The sequence below is a fragment of the Pseudomonas sp. R5-89-07 genome, from assembly GCF_003851685.1.
In the GTDB taxonomy this organism is placed as follows: domain Bacteria; phylum Pseudomonadota; class Gammaproteobacteria; order Pseudomonadales; family Pseudomonadaceae; genus Aquipseudomonas.
The window spans coordinates 864,044-887,046 of record NZ_CP027727.1; the positions used below are offsets into that span (position 1 = coordinate 864,044).

The window sequence follows — 23,003 nt, forward strand, 5'->3', positions numbered from 1 at the left end:
TTTAGATCGCATTACGCAGGCTGAGATTTTCCGGGTGCGGTTGCAGGTAGGCCTGCTGCGCAATGTAGCGGTCCGGGTGCTGACGAAAGTGATGCTTGAGCAGCGTGAGGGGCACCACCAATGGCACGATGCCGTGGCGGTATTGACCGATGACGGTTTGCATTTCCTGCTTGTCGTCGGCGCTGATCGCCTCTTTCAGGTAGCCGCTGATGTGTTGCAGCACGTTGGAATGGGTGCCGCGGGTGGCGCACTTCTTCAAGCCCGTCATCAGTTGGCTGAAGTAGCCGCTGGCCAGTTCGTCGAGGTTGTCACCCTTGCCCATGGTGCCGAGCAACTGGCCAAGGCTTTTATAGTGCGCCGGGCTGTGGGCCATCAGCAGGTATTTATAGCGCGAGTGAAACGCCAGCAGCCGGTGCCGGGACAGGCCTTCGGCGAGCAGTTGCTGCCAACTGGCATAGACGAACACGCGGGTGAGGAAATTTTCGCGCAGTACCGGGTCATTCAGGCGGCCGTCCTCTTCCACCGGCAAGTCGGGATGGCGCGCGCAGAACGCTTGCGCGTAGATACCGCGCCCGCCGCCATCCACCGGTGCGCCGTTTTCACGGTAGACCTTGACCCGCTCCAGGCCACAGGACGGTGACTTCTGCATAAAGATGTAGCCGCACAGGTCGGTGTGTTCACGCGCCATCGCTTGCCCGTATTCATCCAGTGGCTGGGTTACATCAAGTTCGCGGTGTACGGTACCCACTGCCCGTGGGTTGGTGGCGTCGCCAACCAGGCGAATGGTTTCGCGAGGGATGCCCAGGCCGATCGCGACTTCAGGGCACAGCGGCACGTAGTCGAAATATTCGGCCAGGGTCTGGCTGCACAACAGCGATTGTTTATGTCCGCCGTTGAAACGCACGTTCTCGCCCAGCAAGCAGGCGCTGATGCCGATCTTGGGTTTCACGGAATAGGACATGGGCAAACCTCTGCGAAATTCCTGTACAGCTTTGAATTGCTGTACAACTAAATTTCATCATAGATTTGATCTTGTACAAGTCAATTATTTTGTATAGGTATTTGCAGGTAGGTTTACTGCCAGCCCATTTTCCAGCTATCGGCGTTGCGCAACGTTTGCCAGCCTAGGCGTTCGGTCCTGTGGGTCATCACCGCTTGCAGTTCAATCTCCAGTACGGTGCCTTCTTCGTCACGGAACAGTTCCGTGACGAGAAAGTGTTTTTCCTTGTTTTTCGGGGCTGTAGCCGTCCACTTCGATAGCAGCAATTTTGCAGGATTGATGCGGTTCATTGCAGATGCTCGATCAACCGTCGCGCCGCCTCCTGGCCGCTGAGCCAGGCGCCTTCGACGCGACCTGACAAGCACCAGTCGCCGCACACGAACAAGCCCAGGTCGGCATCGGCCAGCACGCCGAACTCATGACTGCTTGACGGTCGAGCGTAGAGCCATCGGTGTGCCAGGCTGAACGACGGCGCGGGCATGGCGCAATGCAGCAATTCGGCGAAAGCGCCGTGCAGGTGTTCGATCACCGCTTCTTTGGGCAGGTCCAGGTGCGCCTTGCTCCAGGCGCTGGTGGCATGCAGCACCCAGGTGTCGACGCTGACGTCACGCCCTGGTTTGCTGCGATTGCGTGCCAACCAGTCGAGGGCGCTGTCCTGGACGAAGCAGCCTTCCATCGGTGTATCCAGAGGCGTGTCGAAGGCCAGGGCGATGGCCCAGGTGGGGTCCATTTTCACCCCGGCCACCGCGCTCGCCAGCTTCGGTGCGGCCGCCAGCAGGGTGGTGGCCTGGGGCGCCGGCGTGGCGATGATCACATGGCTGAACGGGCCGTGATTGCCGCCATCGGCGTCGAGCAGGTTCCAGTGCTGGGTGCCCTGGAATACTTCGGTAATGCGGCAACCGAATTCCACCGGCAGGTCGTCGAGCAGGGCGCGCGTAATGGCGCTCATGCGCGGTGTACCGACCCAGCGGATCTGTTCGTCGGGGGAGGGCGTCAGTTGGCCGGACTTGAAGTTGTACAGCTGGGGTTTCCACTGTTGCGCCCAGCCATGGCTTTGCCAGCGTTGCACTTCGTTGACGAAGCGCCGATCGCGGGCGGTGAAATACTGTGCGCCCATGTCCAGCGCGCCTGCATCGCTGCGCTTGCTGGACATACGGCCGCCGCTGCCGCGGCTTTTATCGAAGAGTTGTACAACGTGCCCCGCGTCTTGTAACGCTCGGGCGGCGGAGAGACCGGCAATGCCGGTACCTATGATCGCAATCGGAACAGTCATGGTAGGCCTCGTTTTACCGTTGGGTACAGACTACGCCGACACCAATAGCTGTACAATATTGTTTTTTGGTATAAGTTTTGGCGTGCCTGATTGTGTGGCGTGACCTATGGTTAAGCTATGGCTTAAACGCCCGTCACGCTCGAGTATCAAATTGATCCCTGCTTATAAAATAGACCAGTGAGCGGCGGCGAACGTTACATGAGGAGAGTCCCATGCATATTTTGCTGACCGGCGGTACCGGCTTGATCGGCCGTCAACTGTGCCGGCACTGGCTTGCCCAGGGCCATCGCCTGACCGTATTGAGCCGCAAACCAGAGTCCGTTGCGCGGGTGTGCGGCGCGCAAGTGGCGGGTGTCGGGCGCCTGCAGGACGTGAGCGGGGTGGTGGATGCGGTGGTCAACCTCGCCGGCGCGCCCATCGCCGACCGCCCCTGGACCCACAAGCGCAAGGCGTTGTTGTGGAGCAGCCGCATCAGCCTGACCGAAACCCTGCTCGCCTGGCTGGAAAGCCTGGAGCAAAAACCTGCGGTGCTGATCTCCGGGTCTGCGGTGGGTTGGTACGGCGACGGCGGCGAGCGTGAACTGACGGAGGCCAGCGGCCCGGTGCTGGACGATTTCCCCAGCCAGCTGTGTATCGCCTGGGAAGAAACCGCAACACGTGCCGAGGCCCTGGGCATTCGCGTGGTGCTGGTGCGTACCGGCCTGGTGCTGGCGGCCGAGGGCGGCTTTTTGTCGCGCCTGCTGCTGCCGTTCAAACTGGCGCTGGGCGGGCCGATCGGTAATGGTCGGCAATGGATGCCGTGGGTGCATATTCAGGATCAAATCGCCCTGATTGATTTTCTTCTGCACAAGGCTGACGCCAGCGGTCCTTATAATGCGTGCGCGCCACACCCGGTGCGCAACCGCGAATTTGCCAAGACGTTGGGCCAGGTGCTGCACCGCCCCGCGTTCATGCCGATGCCGGCCTTTGCGTTGAAGGTTGGCTTGGGCGAGTTGTCGGGGTTGTTGCTGGGCGGGCAAAAGGCACTGCCCGAGCGGCTGCTGGCGGCCGGTTTCACTTTCCAGTTCACTGAGTTGCGCGCGGCCCTGGACGACTTGTCCAGCCGCCTCTAGAGATAGGATGTTGCATGACCGATCACGCGTTGTTGCTGGTTAACCTGGGCTCGCCAAAGTCCACTTCGGTGGCCGATGTGCGCAGCTACCTCAATCAGTTTTTGATGGACCCTTATGTGATCGATCTGCCGTGGCCAGTGCGTCGCTTGCTGGTGTCGCTGATCCTGATCAAGCGCCCCGAGCAGTCGGCCCATGCCTATGCCTCCATCTGGTGGGAGGAGGGCTCGCCGCTGGTGGTCCTCAGCCGTCGCCTGCAGCAGCAGATGACCGCGCAGTGGACCCAGGGCCCGGTGGAGCTGGCGATGCGTTATGGCGAGCCTTCGCTGGAAAGCGTGCTGACGCGCCTGGCCGCCCAGGGCATTGAGAAAGTCACCCTGGCGCCGCTGTACCCGCAGTTTGCCGACAGCACCGTGACCACGGTGATAGAAGAAGCCCGGCGTGTGGTGCGCGACAAAAAACTGAAGGTGCAATTCTCGATCCTGCAGCCGTTCTACGATCAGCCTGAGTACCTCGATGCCCTGGCAGCCAGTGTGCGGCCGCATGTGGAGCAGGATTACGATCATCTGCTGTTGAGTTTCCACGGTTTGCCGGAGCGCCACCTGACAAAGCTCGACCCGACCGGCCAGCATTGTTTCAAAGACGCGGATTGCTGCAGGAACGCCTCGCCTGAAGTGCTTGCCACCTGTTATCGCGCGCAGTGTTTCAGCGTCGCCCGGGATGTGGCCGCGCGGCTGGGGCTGCCCGACGGCAAGTGGTCGGTGGCGTTCCAGTCCCGCCTGGGCCGCGCCAAGTGGATCGAACCCTACACCGAGGCGCGCCTTGAGGCGTTGGCGCAACAAGGCGTGAAGAAATTGCTGGTGATGTGCCCGGCGTTTGTCGCCGATTGCATCGAGACCCTGGAGGAAATCGGTGATCGCGGGCTGGAACAGTTCCGTGAGGCAGGGGGTGAGAAATTGGTGCTGGTGCCCTGCTTGAATGATGACCCGCAGTGGGCGGCAGCGCTCAATACCTTGTGTGAAAGGGCGCCTGTTTCGCTGTAATCGCGCCTGGTGGTTATCCAAATGTGGGAGGGGGCCAGCCCCCTCCCACATTAGTACTGTGCCCGCTTAGAGGTTGAGGGTCAGGCTGAGCGTCAAGTTGCGCGGCTCGCCGGGGCTGACCCAGTAGCTGCTGTAGGACCGCTCGTAATACTTTTCATCAAACAGATTATTGAGGTTCAGGCCCACGGTAACGTTCTGCGTCGCCTTGTAATGCGCCAGCAGATCGACGGTGTGGTAGGCGGGCAGTTCGAAGCCTGTTCCCGCTTCACCGGAGCGATCACCGACATAGGTAAACGCTGCCCCCAGGTCCGAACCGCGCAACGCGCCGTCCTGGAATTCGTACACCCCCAATAGACTGCCGCTGCGCTTGGCCACGCCGAGGATGCGGCTGCCTGCTGGAATGGTTTTGTCGCCCTTGGTCACTTCGGCGTCGATGTAGGCGAACGCGCCGATTACGCGGATGGCGTCGCTCACTTGCCCGGTCAGCTGCAGATCGAACCCCTGGCTGCACGCCTTGCCCATGGCGCGGTTGGTATTGGTCGCCGGGTCCAGGGTCAGCACGTTTTCCTTGTCGATATGGAAGGCGGCGAGGGTGGCGCTGAGGCGGTCATCAAACAGCTCGCTCTTGATCCCCACTTCATAACCCACGCCCTCTTCGGGCTTGAAGGTCTTGCCGCCGGCATCCAACCCGCTATTGGGCTTGAACGAGGTGGAGGCGTTAGCGAATACGCCCACCTGCGGCGTCAGTTGATAGAGCAGGCCGGCCCGCTGGGTCAGGGCGTCGTGGGTTTGCCGGCTTTTGGCATGGTTACGGGCAAAATCGTCCGTGCTCTGTTCGAAATGCTCCAGGCGCGCGCCCACCATGCCGCGCAGGCGGTCGGTGAAGACGATCTGGTCTTGCAGGTTCAGCGCCTGGCTTTTGGTGTGTTCGAAGAAGTTGGGACCGGAGCGCGTGCCATTGGGTTTTGGCTGGCCGTAGACCGGGTTGTAGAGGTCGATGGGGTAGGTGCTGCCGCCAATGGCCGTCACGCGCTCCTTCTTGCGGTAGTCCTCGTACTCGGTGCCGATCAGCAGTTCATGCTGCCAGCTGCCCACATCGAACAGGCCGCGCAGTTCCAGTTGGGTGATGCTGTCGTGCCACCCGAAAGAGCGCTCGCGGTAGCGGCGGTTGACGGTGTGGCCATCAGGGTTCAGCGCGCGACTTTCCGACGCGTCGCCCCATAGGCTGCCTTGTTTGTAATGACTGGCCAGGCGCAGTTTCCATGCGTCGTTGAGGTGATGCTCCAATGCGACCTGGAGGCGGTTGTTGTGGTTGCGGATATTGCCGTCGTTGGGCTCGCCGAGGAAGGTCGACCGGGACATGCCGGTGTTGGCGACAACACCTCGGTCGAAGGTGGAGCTGTGGCGCACGAATTCGCTTTCCACCAGCAGGCGGGTGTCCGGGTCCAGTTGCCAACTGAAGGACGGCGCGACGAAGACTCGCTTGGCGTCCACGTGATCACGAAAGCTGTGGTTGTCTTCAACCGCCAGGTTGACGCGGGTTAAAACGCGCCCCTCGCTGTCCAGCGGGGTATTCACATCCAGCGCGGTGCGGTAGCGGTCCCAACTGCCGGCGCTGGTCTGCAAGGTGGTGAAGGCATCCGGTTGGGGCTTCTTGCTGACGATATTCACCGTGCCGCCAGGGTCGCCGCGCCCATACAGGCTCGCGGCAGGGCCCTTGAGCACTTCGATGCGTTCGATATTCGCGGCGTCCGGCGTGCTCGGGTAGCCGCGGTTGGCACTGAAGCCATCCTGATAGAACTCAGAGGTGGTGAAGCCGCGCACGCTGTATTCGTAAAGGGTCAGGCCGCCGAAGTTGTTCTGTTTGGAGACGCCGCCAGCAAACTCCAGGGCGCGCTCCACGCTGGTGCTGCCCAGGTCTTTGAGTACCGTGGCGGGAATCACGCTGATCGACTGCGGGATATCGCGCAGTGCGGTGTCGGTCTTGGTGGCACTGGCGGAGCGGGTAGCGCGGTAGCCCTGCACCGGGCCGGTGGCCGATTCATAGGCGTCGGTGGTGACGCTGATGGTGTCCAGCTCCAGGGTGTTTTCTTCGGCGTAGGCGGGGTCGAACAGCAAGCCCAAGGCCAGGCCGGCCAGGGGCACGAATTTTCGAGACGGCATGATAGAGCGTTCCAATGTCGATATTGAAACAATATAACATGACTAATGAGAAATATTGCTATGTAATGTCTTCCTCTAAGTGCCCGCGAACGGGCACCTGGGCGATGCCGCTTATTCCTCTTCTTTTACGGGCGCCGTGGCCGGCGGCGGGCGCAGGCCGATTTCCGCCGACAGCTTGAGTTCCTTGCCGTTGCGCATCACCTGGATCGCCACCTTGTCGGTCGGCTTGATCCGCGCCACCTGGTTCATCGACTTGCGGCCATCACCCGCCGGTGCGCCGTCGATGCTGAGGATCACGTCGCCCAACTGCAGGCCGGCTTTCTGCGCCGGACCGTCGCGGAAGATCCCCGCGACCACGATGCCGGGGCGCCCGGTCAGGCCGAACGATTCGGCCAGTTCCTTGGTCAAGGGCTGTACTTCGATGCCCAGCCAGCCGCGAATCACCTGGCCGTGTTCGATGATCGACTTCATCACTTCCATCGCCAGCTTCACCGGGATCGCAAAACCGATGCCCTGGGAGCCGCCGGACTTGGAGAAAATCGCCGTGTTAATACCCGTCAGGTTGCCATTGGCATCCACCAGCGCGCCGCCGGAGTTGCCGGGGTTGATCGCGGCGTCGGTCTGGATGAAGTCTTCGTAGCTGTTAAGGCCCAACTGGTTACGCCCGGTGGCGCTGATGATGCCCATGGTCACCGTCTGGCCCACGCCGAACGGGTTGCCGATGGCCAACGCCACGTCGCCTACGCGCAGTCCATCGGAGCGGCCCAGGGTGATCGAGGGCAGGTTCTTCAAGTCGATTTTCAGTACCGCAAGATCGGTTTCCGGATCGCTGCCCACCACGCGGGCCAGGGTCTCGCGGCCATCACGCAGGGCCACTACGATCTGGTCGGCGCCGGTGGTCACGTGATTGTTGGTGAGGATGTAGCCTTCGGGGCTCATGATCACCCCGGAACCGAGGCTGGACTCCATACGCCGTTGCTTGGGCCCGTTGTCACCGAAATAGCGGCGAAACTGCGGGTCTTCGAACAAGGGATGCGCCGGCTTGTTGATGACCTTGGTGGTATAGAGGTTGACCACGGCGGGGGCGGCAATGGTCACGGCGTCCGCGTAGGTCACCGGGCCCTGCACCACGGTGCTGGTTTGCGGGGCCTGTTGCAGGTTCACGTCGAGGCTGGGCAGGCCAACCCACTGTGGATAACGCTGAATGATCAGCATCGCAATCAGCACGCCAGCCAACAATGGCCATCCAAAAAAACGCAGTGCCTTGAGCATCAAGTAAGTCCTGACAGGTTGCAGGGGGCGCGGGAGCGACCATAATGTCGCGCATTATACGAGGCTGTGACGCCTGCGAACGGGATATTTAGGAGTCTTTTATGGCCGTCCCCCTTACCACCCTCGTCGAGGAAGCGGACCGCTACCTTGGCAGCTCGAAAATCGCCGATTATTGCCCCAACGGCCTGCAGGTCGAGGGCCGGCCTCAGGTGATGCGCATCGTCAGCGGCGTCACCGCCAGCCAGGCCCTGCTGGACGCCGCCGTCGAAGCCCAGGCCGACCTGATCCTGGTGCACCATGGGTATTTCTGGAAGGGCGAGAACCCTTGCGTCACCGGCATGAAGCAGCGTCGCCTGAAAACCTTGCTCAAGCATGACATCAGTCTGCTGGCCTACCACCTGCCCCTGGATCTGCATCCGGATGTGGGCAACAACGTGCAGCTTGCCAGGCAACTGGACATCACCGTCGAAGGCCCGCTGGACCCCAGCGATTCCAAAGTCGTGGGCCTGGTCGGCTCCCTTGCCGAGCCGCTGTCACCGCGTGACTTTGCCCGTCGCGTACAGGAAGTGATGGGCCGCGAGCCGCTGTTGATCGAAGGCAGTGAAATGATCCGCCGCGTGGGCTGGTGCACCGGCGGTGGACAGGGCTATATCGACCAGGCGGTGGCTGCCGGTGTCGACCTGTACCTGAGCGGCGAAGCGTCCGAGCAGACCTTCCACAGCGCACGAGAAAACGACATCAGCTTCATCGCCGCCGGCCATCACGCCACCGAGCGCTACGGCGTGCAGGCGCTGGGGGATTACCTGGCCCGGCGCTTCGCCCTGGAGCATATTTTCATCGATTGCCCGAACCCGATTTGAGCCCTACAACGCAGCCAAATGTGGGAGGGGGCTTGCCCCCGATGGCAGTGTGTCAGTCAGTCCATCTGCTATTGGCCCACCGCTATCGCGAGCAAGCCCCCTCCCACACTTGATCGCGTTTGGGGCCAAACTTGGGGGCATATTCATATACCGTTTCGATCTAGCCGGCGCCCTGAATAGAAGCAGGTGCTGTGCTAGCATGCCCCGCTCGAACACGGCCCGCTGGCCGTCCACACGATCGTTTTTCCGTGAGTAGCCATGGTCGACAAACTGACGCATCTGAAACAGCTGGAGGCGGAAAGCATCCACATCATCCGCGAGGTCGCCGCCGAGTTCGACAACCCGGTGATGCTCTACTCGATCGGTAAAGACTCCGCCGTGATGCTGCATCTGGCGCGCAAGGCCTTCTTCCCGGGCAAGTTGCCGTTTCCGGTGATGCACGTCGACACCCGCTGGAAATTCCAGGAGATGTACACGTTCCGCGACAAGATGGTCGAGGAGCTGGGCCTGGACCTGATCACCCATATCAACCCCGATGGCGTGGCGCAGAACATCAACCCGTTCACCCACGGCAGCGCCAAGCACACCGACATCATGAAGACCGAGGGCCTCAAGCAGGCGTTGGACAAGCATGGTTTCGACGCCGCGTTCGGCGGTGCCCGTCGCGATGAAGAGAAATCCCGCGCCAAAGAGCGCGTGTACTCGTTCCGCGACAGCAAGCACCGCTGGGACCCGAAGAACCAGCGCCCGGAGTTGTGGAACGTCTACAACGGCAACGTCAACAAGGGCGAATCCATCCGCGTGTTCCCGCTGTCCAACTGGACCGAGCTGGACATCTGGCAGTACATCTACCTGGAAGGCATCCCCATCGTGCCGCTGTATTTTGCCGCCGAACGCGACGTGATCGAGAAGAACGGCACGTTGATCATGATCGACGACGACCGCATCCTTGAGCACCTGTCCGACGAAGACAAAGCCCGCATCGTCAAAAAGAAAGTCCGTTTCCGCACCCTAGGCTGCTACCCGTTGACGGGCGCGGTGGAGTCCGAAGCCGAAACGCTGACGGACATCATTCAGGAAATGCTCCTGACGCGAACTTCCGAGCGCCAGGGCCGGGTCATCGACCACGATGGCGCCGGCTCCATGGAAGATAAAAAACGTCAGGGTTATTTCTAAGGGGTTGTCATGTCGCACGTATCTGATTTGATCAGCGAGGACATCCTCGCCTACCTGGCCCAGCACGAGCGCAAGGAAATGTTGCGCTTCCTGACCTGCGGCAACGTCGACGACGGCAAGAGCACCCTGATCGGGCGCCTGCTGCACGACTCCAAGATGATCTACGAAGATCACCTGGAAGCCATCACCCGCGATTCGAAGAAGTCCGGCACCACCGGCGATGACATCGACCTGGCGCTGCTCGTTGATGGCCTGCAGGCCGAGCGCGAGCAGGGCATCACCATCGATGTTGCCTACCGCTACTTCTCCACCGCCAAGCGCAAATTCATCATTGCCGATACCCCAGGCCATGAGCAGTACACCCGCAACATGGCCACCGGTGCGTCCACCTGTGACCTGGCGATTATCCTGATCGACGCCCGCTACGGCGTGCAGACCCAGACCCGTCGCCACAGCTTTATCGCCTCGTTGCTGGGCATCAAGCACATCGTGGTGGCCGTCAACAAGATGGACATCAATGGCTTTGACCAGAGCGTATTCGAGTCGATCAAGGCCGATTACCTGAAGTTCGCCGACGGTATTGCCTTCAAGCCGAGCACCCTGGCCTTCGTGCCGATGTCGGCGCTCAAGGGCGACAACGTGGTGAACAAGAGCGAGCGTTCGCCGTGGTACACCGGGCAGTCGCTGATGGAGATCCTGGAAACTGTCGAGATCGCCAACGACCGCAACTACACCGACCTGCGTTTCCCGGTGCAGTACGTCAACCGTCCGAACCTGAATTTCCGTGGTTTTGCCGGCACCCTGGCCAGCGGCATCGTGCACAAGGGCGACGAGGTCGTGGTGTTGCCGTCGGGCAAGAGCAGCCGCGTCAAATCCATCGTCACCTTCGAGGGCGAGCTGGAACACGCGGGCCCAGGCCAGGCCGTGACCCTGACCATGGAAGACGAGATCGACATCTCCCGTGGCGACCTGCTGGTGCATGCCGACAACGTGCCGCAAGTGACCGACGCCTTCGACGCCATGCTGGTGTGGATGGCCGAAGAGCCGATGCTGCCGGGCAAGAAATACGACATCAAGCGCGCCACCAGCTATGTGCCGGGTTCCATCACCAGCATCGTGCACCGCGTGGACGTGAACACCCTGGCCGAAGGCCCGGCAAGTTCGCTGCAGTTGAACGAGATTGGCCGGGTCAAGGTCAGCCTTGACGCGGCTATCGCGCTGGACGGCTACGACAGCAACCGCACCACCGGTGCGTTTATCGTCATCGACCGCCTGACCAATGGCACCGTCGCGGCGGGCATGATCATCGCCCCGCCAGTCAGCCACGGCAGCGCGGCGCAGCACGGCAAGCTGGTCCATGTGGCCACCGAAGAGCGTGCCCTGCGTTTCGGCCAGCAACCGGCCACCGTGTTGTTCAGCGGCCTGTCTGGCGCCGGCAAGAGCACGTTGGCTTATGCGGTCGAGCGCCGGCTGTTCGACATGGGCCGTGCGGTGTTTGTGCTGGACGGTCAGAACTTGCGTCACGACCTGAACAAGGGGCTGCCGCAGGACCGTGCCGGGCGTACCGAGAACTGGCGTCGTGCCGCTCACGTGGCGCGCCAGTTCAACGAAGCCGGCCTGCTGACCCTGGCCGCGTTCGTCGCCCCGGATGCCGAAGGCCGCGAACAGGCCAAGGCGCTGATCGGCAGTGATCGCCTGCTGACGGTGTACGTGCAGGCCTCGCCGCAGGTGTGCGCCGAACGTGATCCGCAAGGGCTGTATGCCGCCGGTGGGGATAACATCCCGGGTGAGTCATTCCCGTATGATGTGCCGTTGAATGCCGACTTGGTGATCGACACCCAGTCTTTGTCGCTGGAAGACAGCGTCAAGCAGGTGCTCGAGTTGCTGCGCCAGCGCGGCGCGATCTAAGGGTTGCAGTCGTCAAATGTGGGAGGGGGCTTGCCCCCGATAGCGGTGGATCAGTGGCAGATGTACTGACTGACACACAGCTATCGGGGGCAAGCCCCCTCCCACATTTTGAGCATCACTTGTCTGGGAAATCTTTGTGCAACTGCTGAAGCAGTGCATCCTTGTCTTCCCACAACCGGTTGATCCACCCCTGGAACGCCAACCGGTATTCCCCATCCTGCTCATAATTCTTGCCGATAAACTCGGGCGGAATCCGAACCTCTTCAAACCGCACCACAACATCCTCCACATTCCCGCACAACAAATCCCAATACCCCGGGCGCCCGGCTGGGTAGTGGATGGTCACGTTCACCAGTGACTTCAACTGCTCGCCCATCGCATCCAGCACAAACGCGATGCCACCGGCCTTGGGCTTGAGCAGATAGCGAAAGGGCGACTGCTGCTGCGCGTGCTTGCCCGGCGTAAACCGTGTGCCTTCGGCAAAGTTGAAGATGCCCACCGGGTTGTCGCGAAATTTCGCACAGGTCTTGCGGGTAGTTTCCAAGTCTTTACCTTTCTTCTCCGGGTGTTTTTCCAGGTAGGCCTTGGTGTAGCGCTTCATGAACGGGAAACCCAGCGCCCACCACGCCAGGCCAATCACCGGCACCCAGATCAGCTCCTGCTTGAGGAAGAACTTCAGCGGGCGAATGCGGCGATTGAGCACGTATTGCAGCACCATGATGTCGACCCAGCTCTGGTGGTTGCTGGTTACCAGGTAGGAATGCTGATAATCGAGGCCTTCAAGGCCGCTCAGGTGCCAGCGGGTGCGCCGTACCAGGTTCATCCAGCCCTTGTTGTTGGTGACCCAGGCTTCGTGCGTGTGGTTCATCAACCATTCGCTGAAGCGCTTGGCGAAGGGCAGGGCCTTGAACAGCGCCACGATAAACAGGAACGAGCACAGCAGGATCGTGTTCAGCGCCAGCAGCAGGGAAGCGATCACCCCGCGCACGGCGGCAGGTAGAAAATCCAGCATTTAGATATCCATAGGTCGGTTGGCGGCTTGGATCGCAGTCAGCGCGATGGTGTACACGATGTCGTCCACCTGGGCGCCGCGCGGCAGGTCGTTGACCGGTTTGCGCAGGCCCTGGAGCATCGGCCCCAGGCTCACGCAATCGGCGCTGCGCTGCACGGCTTTGTAGGTGGTGTTGCCGGTATTCAGGTCGGGGAACACGAAGACCGTGGCCTTGCCGGCGACCTGGCTGTTGGGGGCCAGTTGCCGGGCGACGCTTTCGTTGGCGGCGGCGTCGTATTGCAGCGGGCCGTCGATCAGCAGCGAACTCTGTTGTTCGTGGGCCAGCAGGGTGGCTTCGCGGACCTTTTCCACTTCTTCGCCGCTGGCGGAGTCGCCGCTGGAATAACTGATCATTGCCACGCGCGGGACGATGCCGAACGCGGCCGCCGAATCGGCGCTTTGCAGGGCGATTTCCGCCAGCTCGGCGGCGCTTGGGTGCGGGTTCATCACGCAGTCGCCATACACCAGCACCTGCTCGGGGAACAGCATGAAGAACACCGACGACACCAGTGTGCAGCCCGGCGCCGTCTTGATCAGCTGCAAGGCTGGGCGGATGGTGTTGGCGGTGGAGTGAATCACCCCGGACACCAGGCCGTCGACTTCGTCCAGGGCGAGCATCATGGTGGCGATCACCACGGTGTCCTCCAGTTGCTGCTCGGCCATGGGCGCATTCAGGCTCTTGCTCTTGCGCAGTGCGACCATGGGCTCGACGTAGCGCTGGCGGATCAGGTCCGGGTCGAGTATCTCCAGGCCTTCCGGCAGTTCGATACCCTGGGCGCGGGCCACCGCTTCCACGTCCGCCGGCTTGGCCAGCAGTACACAACGGGCGATGCCGCGTGCCTGGCAGATCGCGGCGGCCTGCACGGTCAGCGGCTCGCTGCCTTCGGGCAGCACGATGCGCTTGTTGGCGGCCTGGGCGCGCTGGATCAACTGATAGCGGAATACCGCCGGTGACAGGCGCATTTCCCGTGGGGTGCCGCAGCGTTGGTGCAGCCAGCGCGCATCGAGGTGGCTGGCGACGAAGTCGGTGATGATCTCCGCGCGCTCGCGGTCATCGATGGGGATTTCCTTGTTGAGGCTATTGAGCTGGTTGGCGGTGTCATAGGAGCCAGTGCTCACCGAGAGCACCGGCAACCCGGCCTGGAACGCGCCACGGCACAAATCCATGATGCGTGGGTCGGGCAGGGTGTCGCTGGTCAGCAACAGGCCGGCCAGCGGCACGCCGTTGATGGCGGCCAGGCTGACGGCAAGGATGATGTCGTCGCGATCACCCGGCGTCACCACCAGCACGCCGGGCTTGAGCAGTTCCACGGTGTTGCGCATGGTGCGGGCGCAGATAATGATCTTGGTCATGCGCCGGGTTTCGTAGTCGCCGGCGTTGAGGATCTGCGCGCCCATCAGGTCGGCCACGTCGCGGGTGCGCGGCGCGTTGAGTTCGGGCTGGTAAGGGATGCAGCCGAGCAGGCGGAAATCACCGCTGCGCAACAACGGCGAATGCTCCTTGAGGCGCGCCGAGAACGCCTCCATGCTTTCGTCGGTGCGCACCTTGTTGAGGATCACGCCCAGTACTTTCGGGTCTTTCGGGCCGCCGAACAGTTGGGCCTGCAGTTCCACGCGGCCGGACAGCTCGGTGAGCACTTCATTTTCCGGGGCCGAGACCAGGATCACTTCCGCATCCAGGCTCTTGGCCAAGTGCAGGTTGACCCGTGCCGCATAGCTGGCGCTGCGGGTCGGCACCATGCCCTCGACGATCAGTACGTCCTTGCCCACGGCGGCTTGCTGGTACAGCGTGATGATCTCTTCGAGCAACTCATCGAGCTGGCCGTCGCCGAGCATGCGCTCCACATGGGCCAGGCCCAGGGGTTGTGGCGGTTTCAGGCCGTGGGTGCGCGCCACCAGTTCGGTAGAGCGCTCGGGGCCGGTGTCGCCAGGATGAGGCTGGGCAATCGGCTTGAAGAACCCGACTTTAAGCCCGGCGCGTTCCAGGGTGCGCACCAGCCCAAGGCTGATGGAGGTCAGACCCACACCAAAATCGGTGGGCGCAATAAAAAAAGTCTGCATGCGAATTCTCTGGAGGTGCATGGCTTGGGTGGCGCTCTATGCATGAGTGCCTACCGCGAATCAGGCGCCAAGGTTATCGTTATTCGGGCTGTTGCGCACACCAGCCGCACGCAAAGGGTTGGCCTATTTTTTCAAGGCGTTGCGCAGGGTCCAGTACCCAGGCGCGGGACTGCCATGGCGGCTGGTGGCGCAGATGCTGGGTGTGGCCGCAGGACAGCTCGGCGACCCAGTGCAGGTCGTCGTCCTGGTGGAAACCACAGATCGTCGAGACCGTTGGTCGGCCCCGTCTGTCCGGGTTCTGTTCGCTTTCGGGCAAATCCTTGTTTAGACTTGTCCGTTCTTCATTCTTATGCAAAAGGTCTCGCCCCATGACGATCGCCGCTAACAAGGCTGTCTCCATCGACTATACCCTGACCAACGACGCTGGTGAGGTCATCGACAGCTCCGCCGGCGGCGCGCCGCTGGTCTACCTGCAAGGCGCGGGTAACATCATCCCAGGCCTGGAAAAGGCTCTGGAAGGCAAGGCGGTTGGTGATGAACTGACCGTGGCCGTAGAACCTGAAGATGCCTACGGCGAATACTCCGCCGAACTGGTCAGCACCCTGAGCCGCAGCATGTTCGAAGGCGTCGATGAGCTGGAAGTGGGCATGCAGTTCCACGCTTCCGCGCCGGACGGCCAGATGCAGATCGTGACCATCCGCGACCTGGACGGCGACGACGTGACCGTAGACGGCAACCACCCTCTGGCTGGCCAGCGTCTGAACTTCCAAGTGAAGATCGTTGCGATCCGCGACGCTTCCCAGGAAGAAGTGGCTCACGGCCACGTTCACGGTGAAGGCGGTCATCACCATTGATTGTGGTTTGATCAATAGGTAGCAAAAACGCCCCGACTGGTTCGGGGCGTTTTTTTTGCGCTTGATAATGCGCCACCTATTCAAATGTGGGAGGGGGCTTGCCCCCGATGACAGTGTGTCAGTCAGAATATCTGGTACTGATACACCGCTATCGGGGGCAAGCCCCCTCCCACATTTGGATATGTAGATTCCAGAAAACAAAAATGCCCCGGACCTTTCGGTACGGGGCATTTCTTAACTGTTACGCAACCTCAGGTCGCGTGGCAGTTGTTACCACTTAGGCTGCAGCAGCAACGCTCAGAGCCTTGATGTGGCCGTTCAGGCGGCTCTTATGACGAGCGGCCTTGTTCTTGTGGATGATGCCTTTATCGGCCATACGGTCGATAACTGGCACGGCCAGAACGTAAGCTGCTTGAGCTTTTTCAGCGTCTTTGGTGTCGATGGCTTTAACTACATTCTTGATGTAGGTACGAACCATGGAACGCAGGCTGGCGTTGTGGCTGCGACGCTTCTCAGCCTGTTTTGCACGTTTTTTGGCGGAAGGTGTGTTGGCCACCGTCGAGCTCCTCGAAAGACTTTTTAGGAAATAGCAAACAAAATAGGCCGCGAATCATGCCGATGACTTGATGGGTTGTCAAGGGCGGCTGATGCGAACTGCTGAGTGGTCGATCTGAAGAGGCGGGTGATTTATTTCCGGCGCTTGACCTGTAAACTCGCGAGCTTTGGCTCTGTGCTGTTGCAGGCGCGCAGTATCGCATAAGTAGGCGCTTTGTTCGCCTGCTCTTTATCTATAGGCGCAAACTCTTTCAATGAATCTGCTCAAATCGTTGGCTGCCGTCAGCTCTATCACGATGATCTCCCGGGTTTTGGGGTTTGTGCGTGACACCCTGCTGGCGCGCATTTTTGGCGCCAGCATGGCCACGGACGCCTTCTTCATTGCCTTTAAACTGCCCAACCTGCTGCGCAGGATCTTCGCCGAAGGCGCGTTTTCCCAGGCATTCGTGCCGATCCTGGCCGAATACAAGACGCAGCACGGCGAGGAGGCAACCCGCACCTTCATTGCCTACGTCTCTGGCCTGTTGACCCTGGTGCTGATGCTGGTGACCTTCGTCGGCATACTCGCCGCGCCCTGGGTGATCTGGGCGACAGCCCCCGGTTTTGCCAATACCCCGGAGAAGTTCGCGCTGACCACTGATCTGCTGCGCGTGACCTTTCCTTATATATTGCTGATCTCGCTGTCATCGCTCGCCGGGGCGATTCTCAATACCTGGAACCGTTTCTCGGTGCCGGCCTTCGTGCCGACGCTGCTTAACGTCAGCATGATTATCTTCGCGCTGTTCCTCACGCCCTACTTCGATCCGCCGGTCATGGCCCTTGGCTGGGCCGTCCTGGCCGGCGGCCTGGCGCAGTTGCTCTACCAACTGCCGCATCTGAAAAAGATCGGCATGCTCGTGCTGCCGCGCCTGAACCTCAAGGACACCGGCGTCTGGCGCGTGATGCGCAATATGTTGCCAGCGATCCTCGGTGTGTCGGTCAGTCAGATTTCCCTGATCATCAACACCGCCTTCGCTTCGCTGCTGGTGTCCGGCTCGGTGTCGTGGATGTACTACGCCGACCGTCTGATGGAATTGCCGTCCGGCGTGCTCGGTGTGGCCTTGGGTACGATCCTGCTGCCGACCCTGGCGCGCACCTATGCAAGCAAGGACCGCCAGGAATATTCGCGCATTCTCGACTGGGGCCTGCGCCTGTGCTTCCTGCTGGTGCTGCCATGCGCACTGGCCCTGGGAATCCTGGCTGGACCGCTGACGGTCTCGCTGTTTCAATACGGACAATTCGACGCCCATGACGCCTTGATGACCCAGCATGCGTTGGTGGCCTATTCGGTGGGCCTGCTCGGCATTATCGTGATCAAGGTGCTGGCGCCGGGCTTCTATGCCCAGCAGAACATCCGCACGCCGGTGAAGATCGCGATTTTCACGCTGATCGTCACACAGCTGCTCAACCTGATTTTTATCGGCCCGCTGGCCCATGCCGGCCTGGCGTTGGCGATCAGTGCCGGTGCCTGCATCAATGCTGGCCTGTTGTTCTACCAACTGCGCAAACAGCAGATGTACCAGCCGCAGCCAGGCTGGGGGGCGTTCACCCTCAAGTTGCTGGTGGCGGTCGCCGCGATGTCCGCCGTGTTGCTGGGCCTGATGCATGTGATGCCGGCCTGGGACCAAGGCCATATGCTGGAACGCTTCCTGCGCCTTGGCGTGCTGGTGGTGGCTGGCGTGGTGGTGTACTTCGGGATGTTGCTGCTGCAGGGTTTCCGCCTGCGCGATTTCAATCGCAAGTCGCTGGGATAGACAGTTTGCCGCGATAAAACGGCTGTTTTATCGAATCGATCCATTTGGCCTGCGCTGTTGCCTGTCGTCCGGGGCCGGGTGTGGTTATAATCGACCACTTTATGAGCAAGAAGCGCGTTATGCAGCTGGTTCGAGGTCTCCACAACCTGCGCCCCGAGCACCGGGGCTGCGTCGCCACTATTGGCAACTTTGACGGTGTTCACCGTGGCCACCAGGCTATCCTGGCCAGGCTGCGCGAGCGTGCGGTCGAGTTGGGCGTGCCCAGCTGCGTGGTGATTTTCGAGCCACAGCCGCGGGAATTCTTTACCCCGCACACGGCGCCGGCCCGTCTGGCCCGCCTGCGGGACAAGTTGCAGCTGCTGGCTGAAGAAGGTGTGGACCGCGTTCTCTGCCTGGCTTTCAACCAGCGTCTGCAAAGCCTGAGCGCCGCCGAGTTCGTCGACCGCATCCTTGTCGATGGCCTGGGCGTGCAGCATCTGGAGGTCGGCGACGACTTCCGTTTTGGTTGCGACCGCGTCGGCGATTTCGATTTCCTGCAGCACGCTGGCGTCAACCAGGGTTTTACCGTCGAAGCCGCGCAAACCGTCGAACTGGACGGCCTGCGCGTGAGCAGCACCCAGGTGCGTAACGCCCTGGCCGCTGCCGACTTCGCCTTGGCCGAGCGCTTGCTCGGTCGCCCGTTCCGCATCGCCGGGCGGGTACTGCACGGCCAGAAGCTGGCGCGCCAACTGGGCACGCCAACCGCCAACGTGCAACTCAAGCGCCGTCGTGTGCCGCTGACCGGGGTTTACCTGGTGAGTGTCGACATCGACGGCCAATCGTGGCCGGGAGTCGCCAACATAGGCGTCAGGCCCACGGTTGCAGGTGATGGCAAGGCCCACCTGGAAGTTCACCTTCTGGATTTTGCCGGTGATTTATACGACCGGCGTTTAACGGTGGTTTTCCACCAGAAGCTGCGTGAAGAGCAGCGTTTCGCCTCCCTTGAGGCGTTGAAAACGGCGATCAATGCGGATGTCGCCGCCGCCCGTGCACTAGCCGCACCTAGCGCCCATCGCTAACCGAAGAGCCTTAAATGACCGACTATAAAGCCACGCTAAACCTTCCGGACACCGCCTTCCCAATGAAGGCCGGCCTGCCACAGCGCGAACCGCAGATCCTGCAGCGCTGGGACAGTATTGGCCTGTACGGAAAGTTGCGCGAAATTGGCAAGGATCGTCCGAAATTCGTCCTGCACGACGGCCCTCCTTATGCCAACGGCACGATTCACATCGGTCATGCGCTGAACAAGATTCTCAAGGACATGATCCTTCGTTCGAAAACCCTGTCGGGCTTCGACGCACCGTATGTTCCGGGTTGGGACTGCCACGGCCTGCCGATCGAACACAAAGTCGAAGTGACCTACGGCAAGAACCTGGGCGCGGATAAAACCCGCGAACTGTGCCGCGCCTACGCCACCGAGCAGATCGAAGGGCAGAAGTCCGAATTCATCCGCCTGGGGGTGTTGGCCGAGTGGGACAACCCGTACAAAACCATGAATTTCAAGAACGAGGCCGGTGAAATCCGTGCCTTGGCCGAAATCGTCAAGGGTGGCTTCGTGTTCAAGGGCCTCAAGCCCGTGAACTGGTGCTTCGACTGCGGCTCGGCCCTGGCCGAGGCGGAAGTCGAGTACGAAGAAAAGAAATCCTCGACCATCGACGTGGCCTTCCCGATCGCCGACGACGCCAAGCTGGCCGAGGCCTTCGGCCTGGCATCGCTGGCCAAGCCCGCAGCCATCGTGATCTGGACCACCACGCCATGGACCATCCCGGCCAACCAGGCGCTGAACGTGCACCCCGAGTTCACCTACGCGCTGGTTGACGTGGGTGACCGCCTGCTGGTGCTCGCCGAAGAAATGGTCGAGTCGTGCCTGGCACGTTACGAGCTGCAAGGTTCGGTGATCGCCACCACTACCGGCTCCGCGCTGGAACTGATCAACTTCCGTCATCCGTTCTATGACCGTCTGTCGCCCATCTATATGGCCGAGTATGTCGAGCTGGGTTCGGGCACCGGGATCGTTCACTGCTCGCCTGCCTATGGTGTGGACGACTTCGTGACCTGCAAGAAGTACGGCATGGTCAACGACGACATCATCAACCCGGTACAAAGCAACGGCGTGTATGTGCCATCGCTGGAGTTCTTCGGCGGGCAGTTCATCTTCAAGGCCGACCAGCCGATCATCGACAAGCTGCGTGAAGTCGGCGCGCTGATGCAGGCCGACACCATCAAGCACAGCTACATGCACTGCTGGCGCCACAAGACCCCGTTGATCTACCGCGCCACCGCGCAGTGGTTTATCGGCATGGACAAAGCGCCGACCAGCGGCGAGACCCTGCGCGTACGCTCGCTCAAAGCCATCGAAGACACCCAGTTCGTCCCGGCCTGGGGCCAGGCGCGCCTGCACTCGATGATCGCCAACCGTCCGGACTGGTGCATCTCCCGCCAGCGCAACTGGGGCGTGCCGATTCCGTTCTTCCTGAACAAGGAAAGCGGTGAGCTGCACCCACGCACCGTCGAACTGATGGAAGAAGTGGCCCAGCGCGTTGAACGGGAAGGCATCGAAGCCTGGTTCAAACTGGACGCCGCCGAGCTGCTGGGCGACGAAGCGCCGCAGTACGACAAGATCAGCGACACCCTCGACGTATGGTTCGATTCGGGCACCACCCACTGGCACGTACTGCGCGGTTCGCACCCGATGGGCCACGAAACTGGCCCGCGTGCCGACCTGTACCTGGAAGGTTCCGACCAGCACCGTGGCTGGTTCCACTCCTCGCTGCTGACCGGTTGTGCCATCGACGGCCATGCGCCTTACCGTGAACTGCTGACCCACGGTTTCACCGTCGACGAAAACGGTCGCAAGATGTCCAAGTCGCTGAAAAACGTGATCGAACCGAAAAAGATCAACGACACCCTGGGCGCCGACATCATGCGTCTGTGGGTCGCCTCGACTGATTATTCGGGCGAGATTGCCGTGTCGGACCAGATCCTGGCCCGCAGCGCCGATGCCTACCGTCGCATCCGTAATACCGCACGCTTCCTGCTGTCGAACCTGACCGGTTTCAACCCGGCCACCGACCTGCTGCCGGCCGAGGACATGCTCGCCCTCGACCGTTGGGCCGTGGACCGCACCCTGTTGCTGCAACGCGAGTTGCAGGAACACTACGGCGAGTACCGCTTCTGGAACGTGTATTCGAAGATCCATAACTTCTGCGTGCAGGAGCTGGGCGGCTTCTACCTCGACATCATCAAGGACCGCCAGTACACCACCGCCGCCAACAGCAAGGCGCGCCGTTCGGCGCAGACCGCGCTGTACCACATCAGCGAAGCGCTGGTGCGCTGGATCGCACCGATCCTGGCGTTCACCGCCGACGAACTGTGGGAGTACCTGCCGGGCGAGCGTAACGAGTCCGTCATGCTCAATACTTGGTACGAAGGCCTGACCGAACTGCCGGCCGACTTCGAACTGGGCCGCGAGTACTGGGAAGGCGTGATGGCCGTGAAGGTTGCGGTGAACAAGGAACTGGAAGTGCAGCGCGCGGCCAAGGCCGTGGGTGGCAACCTGCAAGCCGAAGTCACCCTGTTTGCCGAGGACGGCCTGACCGCCGACCTGGCCAAGCTAAGCAACGAGCTGCGCTTTGTGTTGATCACCTCTACCGCAAGCCTGGCGCCATTCGCCCAGGCGCCGGCAGACGCCGTGGCAACCGAGGTGCCGGGCCTGAAACTCAAAGTGGTCAAGTCGGCCTTCCCCAAGTGCGCCCGTTGCTGGCACTGCCGTGAAGATGTCGGCGTGAACCCTGAGCACCCGGAAATCTGCGGTCGTTGCGTGGATAACATCAGCGGTGAAGGCGAGGTTCGCCACTATGCCTAACGCCGGCCGTTTCGGACGTCTTGGCTGGCTCGTACTGAGCGTGCTGGTCCTGGTCATCGACCAGGTCAGCAAGGCTCATTTCGAAGGCACCCTGGAAATGTTTCAGCAAATCGTGGTGATCCCGGATTACTTCAGCTGGACCTTGGCCTACAACACCGGCGCGGCCTTCAGCTTCCTCGCCGATGGCGGCGGCTGGCAGCGTTGGCTGTTCGCGCTGATCGCCGTGGTGGTCAGTGCGGTGCTGGTGGTCTGGCTCAAGCGCCTGGGCCGTGATGACACCTGGCTGGCCATTGCGCTCGCCCTGGTGCTGGGCGGCGCATTGGGCAACCTGTACGACCGCATTGCCCTGGGCCATGTGATCGACTTCATCCTGGTGCACTGGCAGAACCGTCATTACTTCCCGGCGTTCAATTTCGCCGACAGTGCCATCACCGTCGGTGCAATCATGCTGGCGCTGGATATGTTCAAGAGCAAGAAAACCGGAGAGACCGTCAATGACTGATCAGGTATTGGCTGAGCAACGCATCGGCCAGAACACGGAAGTCACGTTGCATTTCGCATTGCGCCTGGAGAATGGCGATACGGTCGACAGCACCTTCGACAAGACCCCGGCGACCTTCAAGGTCGGCGATGGCAACCTGCTGCCGGGTTTTGAAGCGGCTCTGTTCGGGTTCAAGGCGGGGGATAAGCGCAACCTGCAGATCCTGCCGGAAAATGCCTTTGGCCAGCCCAACCCGCAGAACGTGCAGATCATTGCGCGCTCGCAGTTCGAAGGCATGGATCTGTCGGAAGGCTTGCTGGTGATTTTCAATGATGCGGCGAATACCGAATTGCCCGGCGTGGTCAAAGCCTTCGATGACACGCAAGTGACCATCGACTTCAACCACCCGCTGGCCGGCAAGACACTGACCTTTGACGTCGAGATCATCAACGTCAAGGCACTGGTCTAAAATGTGGGAGGGGGCAAACCCCTCCCACCTT

20 protein-coding genes are annotated in these 23,003 nt (G+C 61.2%); 11 read left to right on the forward strand and 9 right to left on the reverse strand.

From position 1 onward, the window contains the following. Position 1: 1 nt before the first annotated feature. From C4J94_RS03785 to C4J94_RS03795, 3 genes are all read right to left on the reverse strand, one after another. The gene (locus C4J94_RS03785) at positions 2-961 is read right to left on the reverse strand and encodes a DUF523 and DUF1722 domain-containing protein (RefSeq protein ID WP_124385046.1); all 960 of its coding nucleotides are present in this window, start codon (positions 959-961) and stop codon (positions 2-4) included. A 113-nt stretch (positions 962-1,074) separates the two neighbouring features. After that, positions 1,075-1,290, reverse strand: coding sequence for a TIGR02450 family Trp-rich protein (locus tag C4J94_RS03790; protein WP_124385047.1), 216 nt, complete (start codon positions 1,288-1,290; stop codon positions 1,075-1,077). Beyond that, positions 1,287-2,273, reverse strand: coding sequence for an NAD(P)/FAD-dependent oxidoreductase (locus C4J94_RS03795; RefSeq protein WP_124385048.1), 987 nt, complete (start codon positions 2,271-2,273; stop codon positions 1,287-1,289). Before C4J94_RS03795 ends, C4J94_RS03790 begins: the two co-directional genes overlap by 4 nt. 212 nt (positions 2,274-2,485) lie before the next feature. Between C4J94_RS03795 and C4J94_RS03800 the strand changes: the two genes are divergently transcribed. Both C4J94_RS03800 and hemH read left to right on the forward strand, forming a co-directional pair. Continuing rightward, a complete protein-coding gene (locus C4J94_RS03800) occupies positions 2,486-3,385 on the forward strand; it encodes a TIGR01777 family oxidoreductase (protein WP_124385049.1) in 900 nt (299 codons plus the stop codon). 14 nt (positions 3,386-3,399) lie between these two features. After that, the gene (hemH, locus tag C4J94_RS03805) at positions 3,400-4,425 is read left to right on the forward strand and encodes a ferrochelatase (RefSeq protein ID WP_124385050.1); all 1,026 of its coding nucleotides are present in this window, start codon (positions 3,400-3,402) and stop codon (positions 4,423-4,425) included. Between the two features lie 66 nt (positions 4,426-4,491). On the opposite strand, the gene C4J94_RS03810 is transcribed toward hemH, so the two are convergent. Together C4J94_RS03810 and algW are read right to left on the reverse strand one after the other, a co-directional pair. Next, the gene (locus C4J94_RS03810; protein ID WP_124385051.1) at positions 4,492-6,588 is read right to left on the reverse strand and encodes a TonB-dependent siderophore receptor; all 2,097 of its coding nucleotides are present in this window, start codon (positions 6,586-6,588) and stop codon (positions 4,492-4,494) included. A gap of 111 nt (positions 6,589-6,699) precedes the next feature. Next, positions 6,700-7,860, reverse strand: a complete 1,161-nt coding sequence (algW, locus tag C4J94_RS03815) for a Do family serine endopeptidase AlgW (RefSeq protein ID WP_124385052.1) — start codon at positions 7,858-7,860, stop codon at positions 6,700-6,702. Between the two features lie 101 nt (positions 7,861-7,961). On the opposite strand from algW, the gene C4J94_RS03820 reads away from it, so the two are divergent. From C4J94_RS03820 to cysN, 3 genes are all read left to right on the forward strand, one after another. Continuing rightward, a complete protein-coding gene (locus tag C4J94_RS03820) occupies positions 7,962-8,720 on the forward strand; it encodes a Nif3-like dinuclear metal center hexameric protein (RefSeq protein ID WP_124385053.1) in 759 nt (252 codons plus the stop codon). A 258-nt stretch (positions 8,721-8,978) separates the two neighbouring features. After that, a complete protein-coding gene (cysD, locus tag C4J94_RS03830) occupies positions 8,979-9,896 on the forward strand; it encodes a sulfate adenylyltransferase subunit CysD (protein ID WP_124385055.1) in 918 nt (305 codons plus the stop codon). A 9-nt stretch (positions 9,897-9,905) separates the two neighbouring features. Continuing rightward, positions 9,906-11,804, forward strand: a complete 1,899-nt coding sequence (gene cysN, locus C4J94_RS03835; protein ID WP_124385056.1) for a sulfate adenylyltransferase subunit CysN — start codon at positions 9,906-9,908, stop codon at positions 11,802-11,804. Between the two features lie 115 nt (positions 11,805-11,919). Here the strand turns inward: cysN and C4J94_RS03840 are convergent, their stop codons facing one another. The 3 genes from C4J94_RS03840 to C4J94_RS03850 all read right to left on the reverse strand — a co-directional run bounded on the left by C4J94_RS03840 (position 11,920) and on the right by C4J94_RS03850 (position 15,286). Further along, positions 11,920-12,816 carry an acyltransferase gene (locus tag C4J94_RS03840; RefSeq protein WP_124385057.1) on the reverse strand — a complete coding sequence of 299 codons (897 nt, stop codon included), beginning with the start codon at positions 12,814-12,816 and terminating at the stop codon, positions 11,920-11,922. Next, complete coding sequence (gene pta, locus C4J94_RS03845) at positions 12,817-14,916, reverse strand: phosphate acetyltransferase (RefSeq protein ID WP_124361222.1); 2,100 nt, start codon at positions 14,914-14,916, stop codon at positions 12,817-12,819. Between the two features lie 79 nt (positions 14,917-14,995). Continuing rightward, on the reverse strand, positions 14,996-15,286 hold the full coding sequence (locus C4J94_RS03850; protein WP_124385058.1) for a DUF3565 domain-containing protein: 291 nt from the start codon (positions 15,284-15,286) through the stop codon (positions 14,996-14,998). Between C4J94_RS03850 and C4J94_RS03855 the strand changes: the two genes are divergently transcribed. Then, the gene (locus C4J94_RS03855) at positions 15,285-15,770 is read left to right on the forward strand and encodes a peptidylprolyl isomerase (protein ID WP_003171645.1); all 486 of its coding nucleotides are present in this window, start codon (positions 15,285-15,287) and stop codon (positions 15,768-15,770) included. The genes C4J94_RS03850 and C4J94_RS03855 overlap by 2 nt on opposite strands. 277 nt (positions 15,771-16,047) lie before the next feature. On the opposite strand, the gene rpsT is transcribed toward C4J94_RS03855, so the two are convergent. After that, positions 16,048-16,326: a 30S ribosomal protein S20 gene (rpsT, locus tag C4J94_RS03860; protein ID WP_016976313.1), complete on the reverse strand. Its 279-nt coding sequence runs from the start codon at positions 16,324-16,326 to the stop codon at positions 16,048-16,050. Positions 16,327-16,579: 253 nt separating this feature from the next. Between rpsT and murJ the strand changes: the two genes are divergently transcribed. The 5 genes from murJ (at position 16,580) to C4J94_RS03885 (ending at position 22,972) form a co-directional block, all read left to right on the forward strand. Then, positions 16,580-18,118, forward strand: a complete 1,539-nt coding sequence (murJ, locus tag C4J94_RS03865; protein ID WP_124385059.1) for a murein biosynthesis integral membrane protein MurJ — start codon at positions 16,580-16,582, stop codon at positions 18,116-18,118. 119 nt (positions 18,119-18,237) lie between these two features. Continuing rightward, the gene (ribF, locus tag C4J94_RS03870) at positions 18,238-19,176 is read left to right on the forward strand and encodes a bifunctional riboflavin kinase/FAD synthetase (protein ID WP_164485550.1); all 939 of its coding nucleotides are present in this window, start codon (positions 18,238-18,240) and stop codon (positions 19,174-19,176) included. A 14-nt stretch (positions 19,177-19,190) separates the two neighbouring features. Next, on the forward strand, positions 19,191-22,022 hold the full coding sequence (gene ileS, locus C4J94_RS03875) for an isoleucine--tRNA ligase (RefSeq protein WP_124385061.1): 2,832 nt from the start codon (positions 19,191-19,193) through the stop codon (positions 22,020-22,022). Further along, positions 22,015-22,524: a signal peptidase II gene (lspA, locus tag C4J94_RS03880; protein WP_124385062.1), complete on the forward strand. Its 510-nt coding sequence runs from the start codon at positions 22,015-22,017 to the stop codon at positions 22,522-22,524. The genes ileS and lspA overlap by 8 nt, the downstream gene beginning before the upstream one ends. Positions 22,525-22,531: 7 nt before the next feature. Then, entirely contained in the window at positions 22,532-22,972 is a 441-nt protein-coding gene (locus C4J94_RS03885) for a peptidylprolyl isomerase (RefSeq protein ID WP_177413472.1), read from the forward strand. Positions 22,973-23,003 lie beyond the last annotated feature (31 nt).